General features: G+C 65.7%; 16 protein-coding genes and 1 tRNA gene. 5 read left to right on the top strand and 12 right to left on the bottom strand.

What is annotated here, in order from left to right:
• Positions 1-6 precede the first annotated feature (6 nt).
• Positions 7-2,973: an ATP-binding protein gene (locus tag B0T44_RS17930; RefSeq protein ID WP_077114726.1), complete on the bottom strand. Its 2,967-nt coding sequence runs from the start codon at positions 2,971-2,973 to the stop codon at positions 7-9.
• A gap of 112 nt (positions 2,974-3,085) precedes the next feature.
• Between B0T44_RS17930 and B0T44_RS17925 the strand changes: the two genes are divergently transcribed.
• Entirely contained in the window at positions 3,086-3,925 is an 840-nt protein-coding gene (locus B0T44_RS17925) for a class I SAM-dependent methyltransferase (protein ID WP_077114261.1), read from the top strand.
• A 59-nt stretch (positions 3,926-3,984) separates the two neighbouring features.
• Here B0T44_RS17925 and B0T44_RS17920 read toward each other — a convergent pair whose 3' ends face one another.
• The 6 genes from B0T44_RS17920 to B0T44_RS17895 all read right to left on the bottom strand — a co-directional run bounded on the left by B0T44_RS17920 (position 3,985) and on the right by B0T44_RS17895 (position 9,917).
• On the bottom strand, positions 3,985-5,100 hold the full coding sequence (locus B0T44_RS17920; RefSeq protein WP_139347622.1) for a TetR/AcrR family transcriptional regulator: 1,116 nt from the start codon (positions 5,098-5,100) through the stop codon (positions 3,985-3,987).
• An 83-nt stretch (positions 5,101-5,183) separates the two neighbouring features.
• Positions 5,184-6,734 carry a long-chain-fatty-acid--CoA ligase gene (locus B0T44_RS17915; RefSeq protein WP_077114265.1) on the bottom strand — a complete coding sequence of 517 codons (1,551 nt, stop codon included), beginning with the start codon at positions 6,732-6,734 and terminating at the stop codon, positions 5,184-5,186.
• Between the two features lie 25 nt (positions 6,735-6,759).
• Positions 6,760-7,932, bottom strand: coding sequence for a thiolase family protein (locus B0T44_RS17910; protein ID WP_077114267.1), 1,173 nt, complete (start codon positions 7,930-7,932; stop codon positions 6,760-6,762).
• Positions 7,929-8,375, bottom strand: a complete 447-nt coding sequence (locus B0T44_RS17905; RefSeq protein WP_077114269.1) for a Zn-ribbon domain-containing OB-fold protein — start codon at positions 8,373-8,375, stop codon at positions 7,929-7,931. The genes B0T44_RS17910 and B0T44_RS17905 overlap by 4 nt, the downstream gene beginning before the upstream one ends.
• Positions 8,375-8,905 carry a cupin domain-containing protein gene (locus tag B0T44_RS17900; RefSeq protein WP_077114271.1) on the bottom strand — a complete coding sequence of 177 codons (531 nt, stop codon included), beginning with the start codon at positions 8,903-8,905 and terminating at the stop codon, positions 8,375-8,377. Before B0T44_RS17900 ends, B0T44_RS17905 begins: the two co-directional genes overlap by 1 nt.
• A gap of 37 nt (positions 8,906-8,942) precedes the next feature.
• Positions 8,943-9,917, bottom strand: a complete 975-nt coding sequence (locus tag B0T44_RS17895) for an LLM class flavin-dependent oxidoreductase (RefSeq protein ID WP_077114273.1) — start codon at positions 9,915-9,917, stop codon at positions 8,943-8,945.
• 505 nt (positions 9,918-10,422) lie between these two features.
• Here B0T44_RS17895 and B0T44_RS28590 point away from each other — a divergent pair.
• Entirely contained in the window at positions 10,423-10,665 is a 243-nt protein-coding gene (locus B0T44_RS28590) for an acyl-CoA dehydrogenase family protein (RefSeq protein ID WP_139347638.1), read from the top strand.
• Here the strand turns inward: B0T44_RS28590 and B0T44_RS17885 are convergent.
• Positions 10,656-11,543 carry a LysR family transcriptional regulator gene (locus B0T44_RS17885; RefSeq protein WP_077114275.1) on the bottom strand — a complete coding sequence of 296 codons (888 nt, stop codon included), beginning with the start codon at positions 11,541-11,543 and terminating at the stop codon, positions 10,656-10,658. The two genes, B0T44_RS28590 and B0T44_RS17885, sit on opposite strands and share 10 nt — an antisense overlap.
• 136 nt (positions 11,544-11,679) lie before the next feature.
• On the opposite strand from B0T44_RS17885, the gene B0T44_RS17880 reads away from it, so the two are divergent.
• Both B0T44_RS17880 and B0T44_RS28110 read left to right on the top strand, forming a co-directional pair.
• The gene (locus B0T44_RS17880; protein ID WP_077114277.1) at positions 11,680-12,186 is read left to right on the top strand and encodes a carboxymuconolactone decarboxylase family protein; all 507 of its coding nucleotides are present in this window, start codon (positions 11,680-11,682) and stop codon (positions 12,184-12,186) included.
• A 117-nt stretch (positions 12,187-12,303) separates the two neighbouring features.
• Positions 12,304-12,429, top strand: coding sequence for a hypothetical protein (locus B0T44_RS28110; protein ID WP_254893693.1), 126 nt, complete (start codon positions 12,304-12,306; stop codon positions 12,427-12,429).
• Between the two features lie 208 nt (positions 12,430-12,637).
• Here the strand turns inward: B0T44_RS28110 and B0T44_RS17875 are convergent.
• Positions 12,638-12,710 (bottom strand) — tRNA-Arg (locus tag B0T44_RS17875).
• On the bottom strand, positions 12,701-14,188 hold the full coding sequence (locus B0T44_RS17870; protein ID WP_077114279.1) for a flavin-containing monooxygenase: 1,488 nt from the start codon (positions 14,186-14,188) through the stop codon (positions 12,701-12,703). The genes B0T44_RS17875 and B0T44_RS17870 overlap by 10 nt, the downstream gene beginning before the upstream one ends.
• Before the next feature lie 628 nt (positions 14,189-14,816).
• Between B0T44_RS17870 and B0T44_RS17865 the strand changes: the two genes are divergently transcribed.
• Positions 14,817-16,454, top strand: coding sequence for a long-chain fatty acid--CoA ligase (locus B0T44_RS17865; protein ID WP_077114282.1), 1,638 nt, complete (start codon positions 14,817-14,819; stop codon positions 16,452-16,454).
• Positions 16,455-16,609: 155 nt separating this feature from the next.
• On the opposite strand, the gene B0T44_RS17860 is transcribed toward B0T44_RS17865, so the two are convergent.
• Both B0T44_RS17860 and B0T44_RS17855 read right to left on the bottom strand, forming a co-directional pair.
• Positions 16,610-17,002, bottom strand: a complete 393-nt coding sequence (locus B0T44_RS17860; protein ID WP_077114284.1) for an SCO5389 family protein — start codon at positions 17,000-17,002, stop codon at positions 16,610-16,612.
• Between the two features lie 97 nt (positions 17,003-17,099).
• On the bottom strand, positions 17,100-18,158 hold the full coding sequence (locus B0T44_RS17855) for an NAD(P)H-dependent flavin oxidoreductase (RefSeq protein ID WP_175647899.1): 1,059 nt from the start codon (positions 18,156-18,158) through the stop codon (positions 17,100-17,102).
• Between the last annotated feature and the right edge of the window lie 103 nt (positions 18,159-18,261).

Here is an 18,261-nt window from a genome sequence, read left to right as displayed (position 1 = left end):
GCGCGGTCAGTATGCCTGGACCTCGGCGAGTGCGCTCGCGGGGCCGAGGCCGCATCCGCGCTCATAATCGTCTCGGTATCCCCGCAGAGCAGCTGCCAACCGCGCGACGTCGGGGTTACCGGAGTTGGGGCCGCCCCGCAATGCGTGGGCCACGCCGAGAATCTCCGATGCCCGATCGGGCTCGCCTCGCCGGTGGGCCAGGTCGGCCATCCCGACCGCCACATGGGCCAACATCGGCATATCGGGCAGGCCGACGGCGATATCTCGCGCTTCGCCCAGGTAGCGTGCGGCGGCGGTGAAATCGCCGGTAGCCGCGGCGAGATATCCCGCACCGGCTGCATACAAGGCACGCTCGGGCGGATCAGTGGCATCCGCGGCGTAGCCGAGGTGCCGCTTCGCCTCGGTGAGGTCGCCGTCGTGACGAGCCAGGTCGGCGAGGGAGATCCGGGCGAGGGTGACCTCGCGCGGAGCGGCGCCCCGGGTGAGAACTTCCGTCAATTGCTTGCGCGCGGTATCGATATCTCCGGCGTCGATGCGGACCATGGCAAGCCAGGCTTGCTGCCCGTCGTGGATGCCGAGTTCACGGGAGAGCAGCGCCGCCTCGTCCAGCATGGTCAGGGCCTCGACGGTGTCACCGGCAGTGATCAATGTACTTGCCAGCGACATCAGCGACAGCGACAACGCCCATCGCTCACCGCAGCCGCGAAACCCCTCGACGGCTGCGGTGATAGCAAGTCGGCCGTTGTCGGCCCGGCCCGCTGCACTATGCAACAGCGAGCGTGCGAACCACAGCATTCCTCGCGTCCACGGATCGGGGTGCTCCAGGTGCGGTTCCAGCGTTGCCAATCCGTCGTCGGTCTTGCCGGTCGCGAGGGCGAGCAGGGCACAGATGAACGCCGCGATCGGTTCATGCGTGGCGCCGGGGCGTTCCACGGTGGCCGCGGTGGTGCCGAGACTGCCCGCGAAGGTCGCGTTGAGCAGGTAGGCGGCGATCGCGCGCAGTCGGGCCTCGGCCGGGGCCGAACCGGGCATCGAGAGGACCTCGCGCAGTTTCCCGGTGGCTTCCGCGTGAGCGCCGTGAACGGTCCAGAACTGACCGAGTGCGGCGCCCAATCGGACGGCTGTATCGGTGTTTTCGCTGTCCACGGCGAACGCGAGTGCCACGTTCATGTTGTCCCGTTCCGTATCGAGGCGCGTGAGCCACGAGAGCTGTCCGGAGCCGCGCAAGTGCGGTTCTGCCCGTTCGGCCAGCTCGAGGAAGTAGGCGGCATGGGTGGTGCGAGCGGCAGCAAGGCGGCCAGTCGCGGCCAGCTGCTCGACACCGAACTCGCGGACAGTATCGAGCATCCGGTATCGGTCCCCCGCGTACTCCAGCAGCGATTTATCGACCAGAGCATGCAGGGTGTCTGCGGTGAGGCCGACATATTCGGCGGCCTCACCGCAGAAGCTCCCGGGGAAGGTGGCTGCTTGCTCCGCCGCGGCGCGTTCGGTGTCGGTCAGCAGGTCCCAACTCCACTCCACTACAGCCCGCAACGTCCGGTGCCGGGGAGGCGCGGTGCGACTGCCGCCGGTCAGTAGCCGGAATCGGTCGTCCAGCCGGGCAGCGAGCGTTTCGATCGACATTGATCGCAGGCGGACGGCGGCCAGCTCGATGGCCAGCGGCAAGCAGTCCAAGCGGTGACAGACCCGATCGACATCGTCGCTCGGCACAAAATCGGGTCGCACGGCTCGCGCCCGATCGGTGAACAGCTGCGCCGCGGGACCCGCTTCCAGCGGCGCTACCGCAAACAGCACCTCGCCGGTGATACCGAGCGGTTCGCGGCTGGTGGCCAGTATCCGGAGCCGGGGACAACGGCCGAGTAGCTCCGATGTCAGCTGTGCTGCCGCCCCGATCACATGCTCGCAACCATCGAGGATGACCGCCGCCTCACGGTTCGCGAGCATCTCGACCAGACGAGATGTCGCATCCGCCGAGTCCCGCAGGCCGAGGGCGGCCACCACCGCGCGGGGCACTTCATCAGGACGTATCACCGGCGCGAGCTCCACAAGCCAGACCGGGATATCCAGCTCGGCGCCGGTCGCGGTGGCGAGGCGGGTCTTGCCCACTCCGCCGGGGCCGACCAAGGTCACCAGCCGATTGTCCATGAACTGCCGGCCGACCTGACGCCGATCGGCCTCGCGGCCGACGAAACTTGTCAACGGCGCACGCAGGTTCCCGCGGATGTGCGACCACTCCGTGTCTCCGCGCAGCATTCGCATATGCAGCTCGCGCAGTTCCGGGCCGGGATCGGTACCCAATTGCGTTGCGAGCACGCTTCGGTAGTCTTCGTACGCGGACAGCGCCTCTGCCTGCCTGCCGTTGGCAACCAAAGCACGGATGAGAAGGCCACGCAATCGTTCCCGCAGCGGGTTGGCGGCAATCAGCTGACTCAGCTCCACCGATAGCAGAGCGCGCTCTGGGGAAGACCCGCTCAGTACCGCCTCGATCCGGTCTTCGGTGGCAGTCAGCCGCAGTTCGTCCAGCCGCGCGGCCACCGCGGCTGCGAACGGCAGATGAGCGACATCGGCCAGCGGCTCGCCCCGCCACAACCCCAGCGCCTCGGTGAGCAGTTCCTGGGCTGCGCCGCGGTGCCCGGCTCCGAGGGCCTGGCGCCCTTCCTCTGCCAGTCGCTCGAAACGTACGGCGTCGACCGTCTCGGCGGGAACGTCCAGCCGGTAACCCGCCGACTCCGCAAGCAGCATCGCCGATTCGGGCAGCGCCCGCCGTAACCGCGCCACCAGCGAGTGGAGAGCGGCATCCGGATGATCCGGAATATCTTCCGGCCACACCGATTCCACCAGTGTCCGCGTGGACACCACACGGCCCGCCTCCAGCGCCAGCCGTATCAGCAGCGCTCGCGACCGCACCCCACCCACACCCACGCTCCGGCCGTCGGCGACAACCCGCAGCGGACCCAGAACCTCGATGCGCACACCACGATTCTCCAGGGTGGCCATCGGGGTCGGTGACAGACATCCGACACCGGTTCAGCAGGGCCGTGGGACACAGTCGATCCCAACGACCGCGTCCCCAAGGAGAATCGCTATGGCGCACATCAGCAACACCGAGCAGTTCCAGGTATGGAACGGAGCTGACGGACACCACTGGGCCGATCACCACGTCCGATACGACACCATGGCCAGCGGTTACAACGAGCATCTCTTCGAAGCCGCCGCGCTCGGCGAACACAGTCACGTGCTCGATATCGGCTGTGGGACGGGGCAGACCACCCGCACCGCTGCCCGGATGGCCCACCGCGGGCAAGTAGTCGGGCTCGATCTCTCGGAGCCGATGCTCGTCCGCGCACGACAGATCGCCGAATCCGAGAAGCTCACCAACGTCACGTTCGAGCAGGGCGACGCACAGGTCCACCAGTTCACCGTTGACCGATTCGACGCGGTGATCAGCCGCGCCGGGGTGATGTTCTTCGCAGATTCCGTCGCCGCGTTCACCAACATCGCCACCGCCGTGAAGCCAGGCGGCCGGCTGGTGTTCACCTGTCATCGGGAGCCGGGCGACTCCGTTGCCGCGATCTTCGCGGCGCTGGCCGAGCACTTGCCGACTTCCGGTTTCGCCGTCCTCGCCCCCGGTAGCACCGACTTCGCCGATCCCGATCAGGTTCGCGACGTACTCACCGCCGCGGGCTTCGCCGCCGTCACCGCGACCGGTTTCGAGACCCGGGCCGTCCTCGGCCGCGACCGCCGCGACGCGACCGAATTCTTGTTCGACGCCCAACTGCGTTCGTTCGTCGCGGGCGCCGACGCGATGGCCGTACGCAAAGCCAAGGCCGCCGTCGAAGCGACGCTGCGGCCGCACGAGACCGACCTCGTGTGGATTCCCGTCCGGGGGTGGTTGTACACCGCGCACAAGCCTGCTCGAGGGTGACCGGCACAAACGGGTTCACCGCGTTCTGCATAGCCTACTCGGTCAGCGGTATCGGCCCGTCAGGGAATAGGGAGCGCAGTGGTGTAGACAGCTTCGGCCAGTGCGGTGATGCGGTCCACGACGTCGGAGGAGTGGAGGTGCGGGGTGCGGGCGAGGTTGCCGGTGAGGGCGATGACGATCTCGACGAATTGGTTTGCGGTGGGTATGGGGAGGTCGGGTCGCGCCGCCGCCAGCATGCCTGCCCATTCGGCGACGAGTTCCGAGCGCACCCGGCGTAGGGACTCCGCCTCCGACTCCCCCAGGTACAGCACCTCGGTGACCGCGATGCCGGCGAGATCAGGGAAGCGCAGGGCCAAGGAAACATAGAACCCGGTCATTCGCGCTACGGCCTCGGAGGGTTCGCTTTCCTCGCCTGCCGTGATCAGGCCGAAGGTGACCCACTCGTACATTCGGTTGATCAGCGTACCCAGAATGTGCTGCTTGCCCGGAAAGTAGTGGTACACACTGGGGCCCAGGATGCCGACCGCCTCACCGATGTCTTCGACGGACACCGCGGGATAGCCACGCTCGCCGAACAGACGTGCCGATTCCGCGAGAATGCGTTCGCGTCGCGAGGTGAGGTGACGTGCGGTGACCCGGACGGTTCCTGCCAGTGGTGGTGGTAGCTTCAGTTGGGCGAGGGTATCGGCGACCTCGATGAGGAGCCGGTCGGCTTCCGGGCGGGGCAGCGTCCGGGTGTGGTGGCCCGGGCTCGTCACCACGGACAGCACCGCCCAGGCGAGCAGTTCCACGGTGGGATCGTCCGCGGGCTGGTCCCGATACCGGCCTATCAGCTCGGCGAGGCGGTGCGCTATCGCAGTCAGCCTGCCTCGCACGGCTGCCCTGTCCTCTCGGCGCAGATGCCGTGCCTCGCGCTGCCAGAGCACCGCATGCGAACGCTCGTCGAGTGTCACCTGCACCAGTGCGGTGATCGCTGCCAGGAACCGGTCGTGCGGGGTTTCGACGGCGTCGGCCGCCTCGAACGCGGTGTAGTAACCGTCCTGGGAGGCCAGCGCCACCGCTAACAGCAGATCGTGTTTGCTGGGGTAGTGACGGTACAGTGCGCGTGCCGTCACACCGACAGCACGCGCGATATCGTCCATGCGGACCGCCGCGAACCCGTGGGCGGCGAACATTTCCGCCGCTTCCCGGGCGACCCTGAGCCGGCGATCCCGGGGTCGGCGGGCGGTGCTCTCGCCCCCGCCGGCCGAGCTGTCTGTCACAAGGTGTCCGTGGCGTCTGCTGAGGCGAGCCGTTCACGCAGGACGTGTTTGAGCACTTTGCCCGCCGCCGAGAGTGGCAGTTCCTCGGTGAACGAGATGGAGCGTGGCACTTTGTATCCCGCGATGAACGTCTTGGTGAAGGCGCGGATCTCCTCCGGTTCGGGCCGGGTTCCGGGACGCGGAACCACGACCGCGTGGACGCGCTCGCCGAAACGGTCGTCGGGGACGCCCACCACCGCGCATACGGCGACTCCGGGGTGGCGGGTCACCGCATTCTCCACTTCTATCGAGTACACGTTCTCCCCTCCGGTGATGATCATGTCCTTGATCCGGTCGACCAAGAAAAGATAGCCGCCCGCATCGAGGTAACCACCGTCGCCGGTGTGCATCCAGCCGCCGCGCAGCGCCTCGGCGGTGATGTCGGGGAGATTCCAATATCCGTGCATCACGCCGTCGCCGCGCACGGCGACCTCACCGACGACACCGGGTGCGACCGGCCGGTCGTCCCGATCCACGACGCGAACCTCGCAATGCACCGCGGCTCGGCCGACCGAACGCAGCCGGTCGCCACCCGCACGGTGGTCGTCGGGGGTCAGTATTGTCGCGACGGGCGATAGCTCGGTCATACCGTAGGTTTGGATGAACTCGAGCTGAGGTATCTTCGCGAGAACATGCTCTAGCACCGTGGCGGGGATGGGTGCGGCACCGTAGACCAACCGGCGCAGGCTGCTCAGATCAACGGTGTCGGCGTCGGGGTGTTCGAACACCATCTGGACCATGGTCGCCACCAACAGCAGGTCGGTCACGCTGTGCTGGTGGACCGCGCGCAATACCTCCACCGGATCGAAGCGGGGGATCACCACATGGGTGTTACCGAGCAGGGTGTGTGCGACCCAGCCTGTCAGGTCACCGAGGTGGAACATGGGCGCGGCGTGCAGCATCGCGCCGCCGGGCGCCGCGAAACCGCAGGTGGATATCGAACCGAGCGCGGAGGCCAGCAGGTTGTCGTGACTGAGCATGACACCCTTGGCGCGGCCCGTCGTGCCGCCGGTGTAGAAGAGCGCGGCCAGCTGATCTCCGCCCCGCCGTTCGTCTTCGACGGGCGCGTGGCTCCCTATGAGATCCTCGACGCCGAGTAAACCGTCGGGAGGCGGGCCATCGTCGCAGTGGACGATGTGTTTCAGTCCGGAGCAGCGTTCGCGCAGCGCATCGGCGAGATCCGCGAAGCTGTTGTCCACGCACAGGATGCGGGTGTCGCAATCGTTGATCGAATCGGCGATCTCGGCGACGCTCCAGCGAATGTTGACCGTATTGATGACTCCGCCGACCCAGCAGGTAGCGAGGAGATACTCGATGTATCGGTCGGAGTTGAGTGCCAGCATGCCGACGCGGTCGCCGGGCCTGACGCCGAGCGCGGACAGACCGGCCGCGAATCGGCTCACACGGTCGGCCTGTTCGGCGAAGGTGCGGACGCGATCACCGTGGATGGTAGCGATCCCGCCGGGGTCGAGGGTGACTGCGCGATGCAGTCCTTGGGTGAGGTACATGGGTTGTCCTGGACGGTGGGATGCGTCAAGTTGTCAGGACGGTGCACGCGGCGACACCGGGCGCGCCGTAGACCTGGGTGTAGCCGACATTCGGGTTGCCGGGTACCTGGCGGGCACCGGCCTGTCCGCGGAGCTGGACGCAGATCTCGTGGATCTGGCGCAGACCGGACGCCCCGATGGGTTCGCCGTTGCACAGCAACCCCCCGTCGGTGTTGACGGGAAGCTTTCCACCGATGGCGGTGTCCCCGTTGTGGACCATTCGCTCCTGATCGCCGTTGGCGCAGAATCCGTTTTCCGCCAGGTGGATGATCTCGGCGCCCGCCTCGGAGTCCTGTAGCTGCGCCACCCGCACCTCCTCCGGGCCGATTCCGGCCATATCGAAGCAGGCCGCCGCGGTGGCGACGGTGGGAGCGGGTGCCCGTTGCTCGGGGAGCGAGGTGGAGAACACCTCGAACGAGCCGAACAGCCTGGTGCGCACTGTGACTCCCCGGATATAGACGGGCGTATCGGTGTAGCGATGCGCGCGGTCGGCGCGGCATACGATCAAAGCAGCAGCGCCTTCGCTGGGAGAACAGAACATGTACTTGGTCAGCGGGTAGTTCAGCATGGGCGATCCCGCGATCTGCTCCTCGGAGAACGCCTCCCGTCGCCACGCCGTCGGGGTCGCGGCGCCGTGCCGGTAGCTCTTGGCCGCGACCGCGGCGAGTACGGAGGGATCGATCCCGTGGTCGTGCAGATACCGGTTGATCTTCATTGCGAAGAACTGGGTGGTCAGCATCATCCCGGTCTCGCCATACCACTGCTCCAGGCCGAAGAGGGTGGGGTCCACGTCGAAAGAACCGCGCGGATGTTTGTCGAAGCCGACCACCAGGCCGAGATCTCCCTGGCCGGAGGAGACTGTATTGTATGCCATCGAGACTGCGCTGCCGGCGGTCGCGCAACCGTTGGAGACGTTGACGAACGGAAGACCGGTCAACCCCAGCCACCGCACCATCGAATCGGCCGTGGTGCCCTCGCCGCCGACCATATGGGCGCCGTAGGATCCGCCGTACGCGAACTGGATATCGCTCCACTCCACGCCGGCGTCGCGCAATGCGGTGCGGGCGGCCGCTGCGCCCATCGCGACGGCGGACACCCCGGGGTGTCTGCCGAACGGGTAGAGGCCGATTCCGACGATCGCCACGTCCGTAGTGCTCATACCTCGTCCGTTATCGGTCGGAAACAGTGGATCCATCGTTCGGGTCCGGCGTCTGCTCCGCCGAAAGAACAGATCCCGGTTCGCATCGGCATACCGATCCGCAACTCCGAAAGGTCGGTGCAGTCGATCCGGCCCTCGACCAGTCCTTGGCCGGCGAACTCCACATATCCCACGGCGTACGGCGCGAAATCCGGGGAGGGTGGGTAGGCGTAAGGCGGGGATTTCGGGGGGAAGTTCTGCGTGGTGAACGACCACAGCGAGCCGGTTTCGGCGTATTCGGTGTCGCGCATGTCGAAACGGCCGCAGCGCGGACAGCTGGACTGGATCGGGAACGTCATGACCGAGCAGTGCGGGCACCGGCTCCCGATCAGGCGCGGACGATCGGGCCCACCGGTGAACAGGTGGTCGGCGATGGGCGTCGGACCGGTGTCGGGGCCGGTCATCAGCCCTCCACGCCGGTCAAGGTATAGCCGAGGACCAGTGGTTCGTCGCCGTCGTTGAACCACGCATGCGGCGTCCCGTTCTGGATCAGGCAATCGCCCTTGTTCAGTCGCACCTCCACACCGGGTGCGCGCATAACGGCGCTACCGGACAGCACGATGATGTAATCGACGGACTGTGTGGTGTGTTCGCCAGGGCGTTCGGTGGAGAACGTCGCCGCCGCTCCGGGCAGCTTCTCTTCCATCTCGGCCGCCGCAGCGTTGAGGTCGGCGTCCGGCGCGGGGATGTAATCGATACCTGGCGGGATGGTCAGGAAACCGAACCTGATGCCGCCGGGGGGAGGGAAGAACGTGGACTTACGGCCGCCGTCTTCAGTTGCTGCGACCGGTATCGAGGGCTTGTCGAGCTCCCAGCATCGGTAGATCTCGACGCCGGGCAGGAGGGTTGCGGTTACCGGCTCGACGGGGCCATCGCTCAGTACGACCGTGTTCCCGTCTGCCGAGGTACCCATGACGACGCGACGATTGCTCATGTGTGTCAACTCTTTCGGTTGTTCGAGATGGCGGTGATCAGTTCTGGAAGGCCGTGGCAAATGCCTCGAGTTCACGGGGGATGTCCGGGCCGGCCGGCTGGTACACGATTTCGGTAACCCCCGCCTCGCGGAGTTCTGCGAGCTTGTTGCGCCACTGTGCGGGTTCGAGCGCGGCGCCGGTGGCGGCCATCAGTTCAGTGGTGACGAACGGGCGGTCACGGTCGTTCACCGAATGCAGGTGCCCCTCGTGCAGGGCGAGGTGGCGTTCTTTTTCCGGCACATCGCTGTAGGCGGTTTCGGCCCATTCCTGCGCACCGGGGATCAGGTCGAACATGCCGAATTCGGCAGCGACGTGCAGTAGCACGCTCGCGCCGTGCCCCGCCGCGGCAATTGCGCGTTCGGTGCCGGGGCTTTCGTCCTGTTCCAGTACGGTGCCGAACACCACCTGGGCGCTCCAGTCGAATCCGGGGATCGGTTTGGTGACCGAGAGGACGCCGTTGCCGTGTTCGCGTGCGGCGGCGATGCCTTTGGGGCCTTCGGCGGCGACCAGCCACGGCACTTCGATCGGCCGCGGGGGCGCGAACGGGGCCTCGTGCAGCATCTGCATGAGGCCGCCGTCCCATTCGACCTTTTTGCCGGCAAGTAGGCCCTTGACGGCTTCGATGTAGGCGCAGACATCACGCCACCGAGAAGGACGCTGCCCCAAACTGACTCGGCCGGTGAACCCGGAGCCTACGCCGACCACGACCCGTTCGGTGCCCACAATCGAAACCAGTTGCGCGATGGCAGAGGCGGTCACCATGGGGTGACGCAGGGAAGGCACCAGTACGCCAGGACCCAGGGTGATTCGTTCGGTGATCTCCGCGGCGCGACAGAGTTGCACCCAGACATCAGCGTACAGCGCGGGCGAGTCGTAGAACCATGCCCGCGTGTATCCCAGTTCTTCGGCGATTCGGGTGTGCTCATGACTGCGCAGCGAACTGGTAAGTGAGCACGACAAGGTTAGTGACATCGGGACTCTCCCACGACGGCCGGACTTGATACCGGAGCAATAAGTATCTTGCCATTAGATATGATCTGGACCACAGGCTAGCATCTCGGGTTTTGCTGATCAATAGGTTGCCTCTCCATCTGCAACGCTACGGGCAGTCTCTCGGAGTATGAACTGCAAGTTAGCGACGATAGCTCCTAGCTATAAATTCTGGAGTAGGTGATGTGTGGGGGGTCTCCTGCGGGCTAGCATCGGTAAGTACATTGGTAATAGATTTTTGCTCGCGCGGATTGCGGTTCGGAATCCGATATGGATCCGGGAGGCCCAGATGAAGCATCGTTCCGCGTGGGCAGGCGTCTGGACAAGATCGGGCTACACGTCCAGGACACCGCGGAACTTTCTTCACCGATATGCGGGGTGCCCGCCGCGAACCTGCTCGGCGAAAACGGAGCGGGATTCGGCTACGTGATGTCGCAGCTGGCGCGCAACGGCTGCTGCCGGCCGATAGCGCGGCGGCCGTTGCGGGATCCTCGCGCGCACCACTCGCACGTTCGTCGACGAATGTGGGCTGGCCTACCTGGGCGGCACCCTCGACGTCTCAGCGGCGTCCATGGCCAAGGCGCACGCCACCGAAGCGCAGGGCGAAGTGCTCGACCGCTGCCTGCAACTGTTCGGTGGCTACGGATTCATGCTCGAGCCGAGCCTTTGTCGTTCCACGGCCGGGCCCGCACACTGTGGAGACAGGTGGCGGAGGTTGCGCTACTCGTAACGTGGCCCGAGTTCGCGCACCACATCGGCGAACTCTCGAATCACGTCGGTTTCGGCGGATGTCTTCCACACGAGCGCATATCGGAGCGGGCGCATGTCGGTGATCGGTAGCCAACGCAGATCCGGTCGATTCCAGTAGCGGGCCGCATGGCAGGGCTGGACAGTGACAATGTCACCTGTCGCGGTCAGATGAACGAGATCCTCCGTGTTGGTGACAACGCGGGACCGCCCTGTTCGCGATTCATGCGAAGCCCGCGCGGACGTGAAACTGTTCACCCAGTAGTTCGGTGCCGACTCTGTGGTCGGGTGGCAGAAATCGCTCAGCATCCCCACCGAAGCAGACGCTCGAGCACTCAGCGCGTGGTCCGCCGAAACGCCGAGGATACGCCGCTCGACGGTGATGGTCGGTCCGACCGTGAGGTCGGGCTCCTCGACAGGCAACCAGGCGATCAGGACATCGATATCGCCTCGACGTAAGCCGGCGAACGGGTCGACGAACCGCGCGAAGGACAGCTGAATCTCCCACTGTGGATGCCGCTCACGGAAGCAGGCCCAGTACCGCTCGAGGTCGTAGCCGCTGAGCAGCAGCGATCCCACGCGCAGCGCGCCGCCCGTGCCGAGCGCGGACAAGCGGGCCCGTTGCAGACCGGCGTGTAAACCGTCGCGGACCGGAATGAGATCCTCCCGCAGCCGCGAACCGACAGCGGTCAGCCGAACATTGCGGTTGTCACGGTCGAACAGCAGGGCGCCGATCGCGCGTTCTTGCTTCTTGATCGCCTGGCTCACACGGGCAACCGAGACATGCAACCGGGCAGCAGTGCGACCGAAATGCAGCTCCTCTGCCAGCGTCAGAAAGATCTCGATATCGCGAATCTCCACGTCTACCTCGTCTGTCAATACAGCGGTTAACGCAGCGTTGCACACTTCGCCGTTGTTCCTCCAGCCGCGCGAGCCGATCGTTGATCTCGCACGACAGCGATTGATCGGCTGTCGGTGGAGAGGAAGGAACATGACAATGACCACCGCGGAACAGACGACGGTCTCGCGTATGCCGAATCCGGTTCAGCTTGTGCCGGAGATGGGCCAGACCGCCGCAGCACTGCGTAGCGTGACCGGCAACGGCACGATCGACCAGGCCACTGTCGGATTGGTGCAGCTGCGTGCCGGACAGATCGTCGGGAGCACGTACCTGGCTGTCCTGCACACCTCCACCTTGCGTAAGAACGGCGAATCCGAGGAACGGATCGCCGCCGTTGCGACCTGGCCGACCTCGCCGTACTTCTCCGCCGCCGAGCGTGCCGCCCTGGCTCTGGTCGAAGCAGTGCTGCAACCATCGGCCTCGACCGAGCGCGTTTCCGATGCCCTGTACGAACAAGTATCGAGCCATTACAGCGATCGGGAGATCGCTACGCTGGCAATGGTGATCGGCGAGGTCAACTTCTATGTCCCGCTCGCTGTGATCGGCAAGCCACTGCCCGGGGTATCACCGTCTCGGCAGTGGACTCCCGTGCCGACCCCGTAGCGCCATCGCGATGCGGTTGGTCAGCCGCCTGCCCGCGAGGTGGACCGGTTCGAATGCCGTGGACATGGTGCTCCTTGCGGGATGTGCGTGGATCGCCCCGCCCGGACGAGCGGGGCGGTGGGATCAGGCCGCGCTGACCTCCACGTGGTCGAGGGCGGCGAATTCGCCGCCCTCGTCGATCTACGCCCACGCTGGTCGAGCATCCGGAAGTGGCTCGGCTACCTCGCCGGGCATCCCGCCTGATTACAGCGAACAGGTCGATTCGGGAGCCGGGCAGGGTCATCACGTGCGCTTGCCGGGAATATCAGTCGCGACGACGGCTGCAGTCGCACCGATTTGACCTACGCGTATAGATCGTAAATCGAAGCTGAACGGTGAAACGGAGTCCTCGAGGAATCGAACCTGCGACCCGAAAATACCGCGCTGAGTTATGTAAACGCAGTGATGACTGTGCCCTCGGCAGGATTCGAACCTGCGACACCCGCTTTAGGAGAGCGGTGCTCTATCCCCTGAGCTACGAGGGCCTGGCCGGTGGACCGGGACGGTGGGAGTCTACCGGGTCATAGTCGGTGGGGTCGAAGCGGCGGGTTTTCCAGCGGTAGAGCAGGGTGGCGCCGGGCCAGTTGTTGGTGACGCGACCGGAGGCGTTGCGGTACCAGCTGGAGCAGAAGTTCCATGGGGTGTCCTTCAGGCGCTGTTGCAGCCAGTCGTCCCACTGCTGTTCGCGCTCGGCGCGGGCGGCGAGGGTGCGGCCGGGGCGGTCGACGAGGTATTCGATGATCTGGCGGATATAGCGGGCCTGCGATTCGAGCATGTAGATGATGGAGCCGGAACCGACGTTGGTGTTCGGGCCGTACATCAGGAACAGGTTCGGGAAGTGCGGGACCGAGATACCCAGGTAGGCGCGGGCGCCTTCCCCGGCCCAGGCATCGGCGAGTTTGCGGCCGCCGATGCCGTAAATGTTCATGGGGGCCAGGAATTCGGTGCCTTTGAAGCCGGTGCCGTAGATGATGACATCCACTTCGTGCTCCACCCCGTCGGCGGTGCGCACACCGGTGGGGGTGATGGCTTCGATGGCGGTGGTTTCCACCGCGACATTGGGCCTGCCGAGCGCCGGGAAGTAGTCGTTGGAGAACAGGGCGCGTTTACAGCCTGCCTCGTAATCGGGGGTCAGCTTTGCGCGCAGCACCGGGTCGGGCACCTGCTTTTCCCGGAACTTGTCGGCGAGCTTGGCAGTGGGTTTGCGGATGCCGGGGAGGTCGGTGAGCGCCAACGCCATCACTTCGAAGAACAGCCAGATCCCGAAACGTTCCACCCAGCGGCTCGGCGGGAAGTGCTTGAACATGGCGTGATGGCGTGAGCTGTATTCCACATCCGGTTTCGGCAGCAGCCAGGCGGCGGAACGCTGGAACAGGGTCAGGTGCTCGGCCATCGGCTGGATGCGTGGAATGTACTGGATCGCGCTGGCGCCGGTGCCGATACAGGCGACTCGTTTACCGGTGAGGTCGACGTCGTGGTTCCATTCGGCGGAGTGGAAGGCCGCGCCGGTGAAGGTGTCGATACCGGGGATATTCGGCATCGCGGGACGCGACAGCTGACCGACCGCGGAGATCAGCACATCGGTGGTGAGCTGGTTGCCGTCGGCGGTGCGGACCTGCCACCGACCGGTCTGCTCGTCGAACTCGGCGTCGGTCACCTCGACACCGAAGCGAATACGGCCGAGCAGACCGTATTTGTCGACGACCCGGTGCATGTACTCATGGATATCGGCCTGTTCGGAAAACCGCCGCGGCCAATCGGTTCGTGGTTCGTACGACCACGAGTACAGCGGGGAAGGCACATCGCAGGCGGCACCCGGGTAGGTGTTCTCCCGCCACACTCCGCCCAGATCATCGGCGCGTTCCAGGATGGTGAAGTCGTCGATGCCGCAGCGCAGCAGTTCCAGTGCCATGCCGAGCCCACCGAACCCGGCTCCGATAATCGTGATCGACGGCGTTGCCATGTATCGAGAGTAAGCCGGGGGTTGGCAGGTCCGAAGAGATAGCCGGTCAGTCGATCCACATTTTCGGCCATACCAGGTGGGTTACCGTGGCGGTCCGAGCCCAGGGGCTGAACGCAATGGTCAGCCCCTGTCTGCCACCCGCAACGGTATGCGCGTGCATATGTGCGTGAACCTGCGGCCCATGAGCTGCTGCGGGGGTTCCACGGAATAGCCAGGTCAAAGCGGTATCGCCTCGTCTATCGCTCGCGTTGGGCGGGCGAATGCTACTCGGCTTCCATCTCGTTCGGGTCTCATTTCGTGGCCAGTATTGGCACAGATGTGCCACGGCGGTTATCACCATTTACGCGTCCGGTATGTCCGGGCGTAGTGCCGGCGGCGTGCAGGGGGTGCCGCCGGCACTGGAGGTGTCTACCGGCTCCGGGTGTTATCGCGGGCGCAGGTAGCCGGGGTCTGGCGGTCGTGGCGCCTACCGGCCGGATCGGGTTCTATGACCGGCTCCCGCGTATGCCTACTCTTGGGTAGTCTCCCGACTGTGATGTGGGTCATGCGCCATTCCGTGAGTTCTGCTCCGGTGAGGTGAGTGCGCCGCGTTACGTCTGTTCCGCCTGATGAGTTAGGGGCAATTCCGATGTTGAGCACCATGCAGGACGACCAGCTGTCGCTGGCCACGCTACTGCGCTACGCGTCCACGTTCTTGGGGGATTCCACGGTCTCCACCTGGACCGGCGACGATGTGCGCACCATGTCCTATCGCGAAGTCGGCGCCGACGCAGCCCGGTTGGCGAACGCACTGCGCGGGTTCGGCATCGGCGAGGGCGACCGGGTGGCCACCTTCATGTGGAACAACAACGAGCACCTGGTCGCCTATATCGGGATTCCGGCGATGGGTGCGGTACTGCACGCACTGAACATCAGGCTGTTCCCGGATCAGGTCGTCTACGTCGCCAACCACGCCGAAGACCAGGTGGTGCTCGTCGACGGCTCGCTGGTGCCGCTGTTCAACCCGCTGCTACCGAAGCTGAAAACGGTCCGGCACGTGATCGTGGCCAACGGTGATGTCGCGACAGTGGAGGCACCCGAGGGCGTGCAGGTGCACTCCTACACCGAACTGCTCGCCACCCAGCCGGACACCTTCGATTTCCCCGTTGTCGACGAACGCAACGCCGCCGCCATGTGCTACACCTCCGGCACCACCGGCGACCCGAAAGGTGTCGTCTACTCGCATCGCTCCAACTGGCTGCACGCCATGCAGGCGGCCGCGCCGAACGGGCTGGGCCTGGAAAGCACCGACACCGTGCTGGCCGTCGTCCCGCTCTTCCACGCCAACGCGTGGGGGCTGCCGTACGCGGCGCTGATGTCGGGCGCGAACCTGCTGATGCCGGACTGTTTTCTGCAACCAGGGCCGCTGCTGGAGATCATGGCCGCGCAGCGTCCGTCGTTCGCGGCGGCGGTGCCCACCATCTGGGGCGGGGTGCTCGCCGCGCTGGAGGCCGCGCCGCAGGACATCACGCATCTGCGTTCGGTTGTGGTCGGCGGTGCGGCGGCCCCGCCCGCGATGATGCGCGCATTCCAGGAAAAGCACGGGGTGCAAGTGCTGCACGCATGGGGGATGACCGAGACCTCCCCGCTGGGCAGTGTCGCCCGCCCGCCTGCCGGGGTGACCGGCGAAGACGAATGGGCATACCGGATCACCCAGGGCCGTTTCCCCGCCGGTGTGCAGGCGCGGCTGGTCGGCGACAACGACGAGGTGGTGCCCAATGACGGGAAATCCCTGGGCGAGCTGGAGGTGCGCGGCCCGTGGATCACCGCCTCCTACTATTCGCCCGACGGCAGTCCTGTCGATCCCGGAAAATTCCACGACGGTTGGCTGCGTACCGGTGACGTCGGCAAGATCAGTCCCGACGGTTATCTGACCCTGGTGGACCGGTCCAAGGATGTGATCAAGTCCGGCGGCGAATGGATCTCCTCGGTCGAGTTGGAGAATGCGGTTATGGGCCACCCGGCCGTGGCGGAAGCCGCAGTGATCGGTATCCCGGACGCCAAATGGGACGAGCGACCGCTGGTCGCGATCGTGCCCGCGCAGGGATCCGAGCCGAAAGCCGAGGAGCTGCGCGAGTTCCTGGCGGACAAGTTCGCGAAATGGCAGCTGCCGGAGAACTGGACGTTTATCGCGGAGGTACCCAAGACCAGCGTCGGCAAGTTCGACAAGAAGCGATTGCGCGCCCAGTACTCCGACGGCGAGCTCACCATCATCACCCTGACCTGATCCACCCACACAACGATGGCCCGGCGCACAAGCACCGGGCCATCGTCTGTTGTTGTTCTCCTAGGAGCTCGCGAAGTGACCACACACACTCAGCGCGAATGCGGAGGAGCACTCAAATGCGCATGGCCGGAGCGAATACGAAGGTACGCGTACGCTCAGCAGTTGCGCAGTTCTGGGCTCTGGTTGAGCAGCTGCGCCCTGGTGCTGATGAAGGTGCTGTAGGTTTCGCTGCCCACGGCCGACAGCGGGAAAGCCGCCACGCGATGGCAGTTCTGGAAGGCCAGTTTCACGCCGAAATGCCGCTCCAGCCCGCCGCGGATGGCATCGGAGGCCAAGGCGCGCAGCAGCTGCCCGCGGGCCACCTCGTCCGGCGGCGGGACTTCGTTGTCGGCGAATTCGGCAGTGCCCGTTTTCAGTTCACCGGCGACCCGGCTGACCACTTCCCATGCATAGGGCAGCGAGGTACGGACACATTCGACGAAGTCGGCATCTTCTATCTCGCCACGTTCGGCGCGTTCCAGTAAGGCGGCGGGGACATCGAGGGACATATCGCTCTCCTGGGTCGGCTTGTGCTCCAGCGGATTTCGAGTTCACCGGGGCTGCAGAACACTGCCCATCGAGTCTAAACGATAGTGGTTGTCAAGATCACTTGTTTCGCCGCGAAAGTGATAGATTCCGGGAAAGTGCCTGTTCGAGCGCGGTTTTCGTCTCGGCGGCGAGGGTACGCACCAGTTCCGCGGCGGGAAGGTTCGGTACGAGAGAATGAGTCTGTCCCGCCCAGATGTTCACCGCGTCGGCGTCGCCGGAAGTCCGGGCCGCGGCGCGCAAGGGTGCGGTGGCGTAATGGATTTCCGGATAGGCCACCGGGGCAGAAGCGGTGTGTTCGGTCAGGAAACGATTGCGCAGGCCACGGGCGCGCCGCCCGGTAAAGGCGCGGGTGAGCATGGTCGGGGTGTCGCTGCCTATGGCCGCGCGCACTACCGTATTGGTGCCTGCCTCCGGGCACAGTAGGAAGGCTGTGCCCAGTTGGGCGGCTACGGCTCCCGCGGCGAGTGCGGCGGCGATCCCCGCTCCGGTGCAGATGCCGCCCGCCGCAACCACGGGCAGCTCGGTGCGCGCGGTGAGCAGTTGCAGTAGCGCGAGCAAGCCAAGTGGGTCGGTGGGGTCGTCCTCGGGGTGATCGGTGAACGTGGCGCGGTGCCCGCCTGCTTCGGCTCCTTGCGCGACCAGCACGTCGGCGCCCGCTGCGATGGCCTGCTCGGCTTCGGCGGGGCTGGTGACGGTCACCCATGCTTCGGAGCCCACGGTGTGCAGGCGCGCGATATCGGCGGCCGACGGGCAGCCGAAGGTGAAGCTCACGACGGAGACCGGCTCATCGGTCAGCAGCTGGAGTTTGGCATCCCAGTCGTCGGTGTCGTAGGTGGGTTCGCCCACCTCGTATTCGCCGCGCAGTTCGTCCAGATATGCGGTGTAGTCCTCGGGCCGGGCGCGGGGGCCGGGCACGAAGAGGTTGACCCCGATCGGGGCGGTGGTGCGTTCCCGGGTTGCGGCAATACGGTCGGCGAGGGCCGGTGCGCTCAGGTAGCCGGCGGCCAGCATGCCCAAGCCGCCTGCTTCGGCGACCGCGGCCGTGAGCTCAGGGGTCGAGGGGCCTCCCGCCATCGGGGCTAGCACGATCGGTGTGTTCAGCTCATCGATTATCACGCCCCGAGTCTCGCTCATCTGCCCCGCTGAGCTGCGGATATCCGGCTAAACCCCGGGCAAGGTTGCGAAATGGTCACGACCGGGTAGAGTTCCCGTCACGGCG

The organism is Nocardia donostiensis (assembly GCF_002081715.1).
Taxonomy (GTDB): domain Bacteria; phylum Actinomycetota; class Actinomycetes; order Mycobacteriales; family Mycobacteriaceae; genus Nocardia; species Nocardia donostiensis.
The sequence above is the reverse complement of the archived record's forward strand: the minus strand, read 5'-3'. Positions and strand labels throughout refer to the sequence as shown.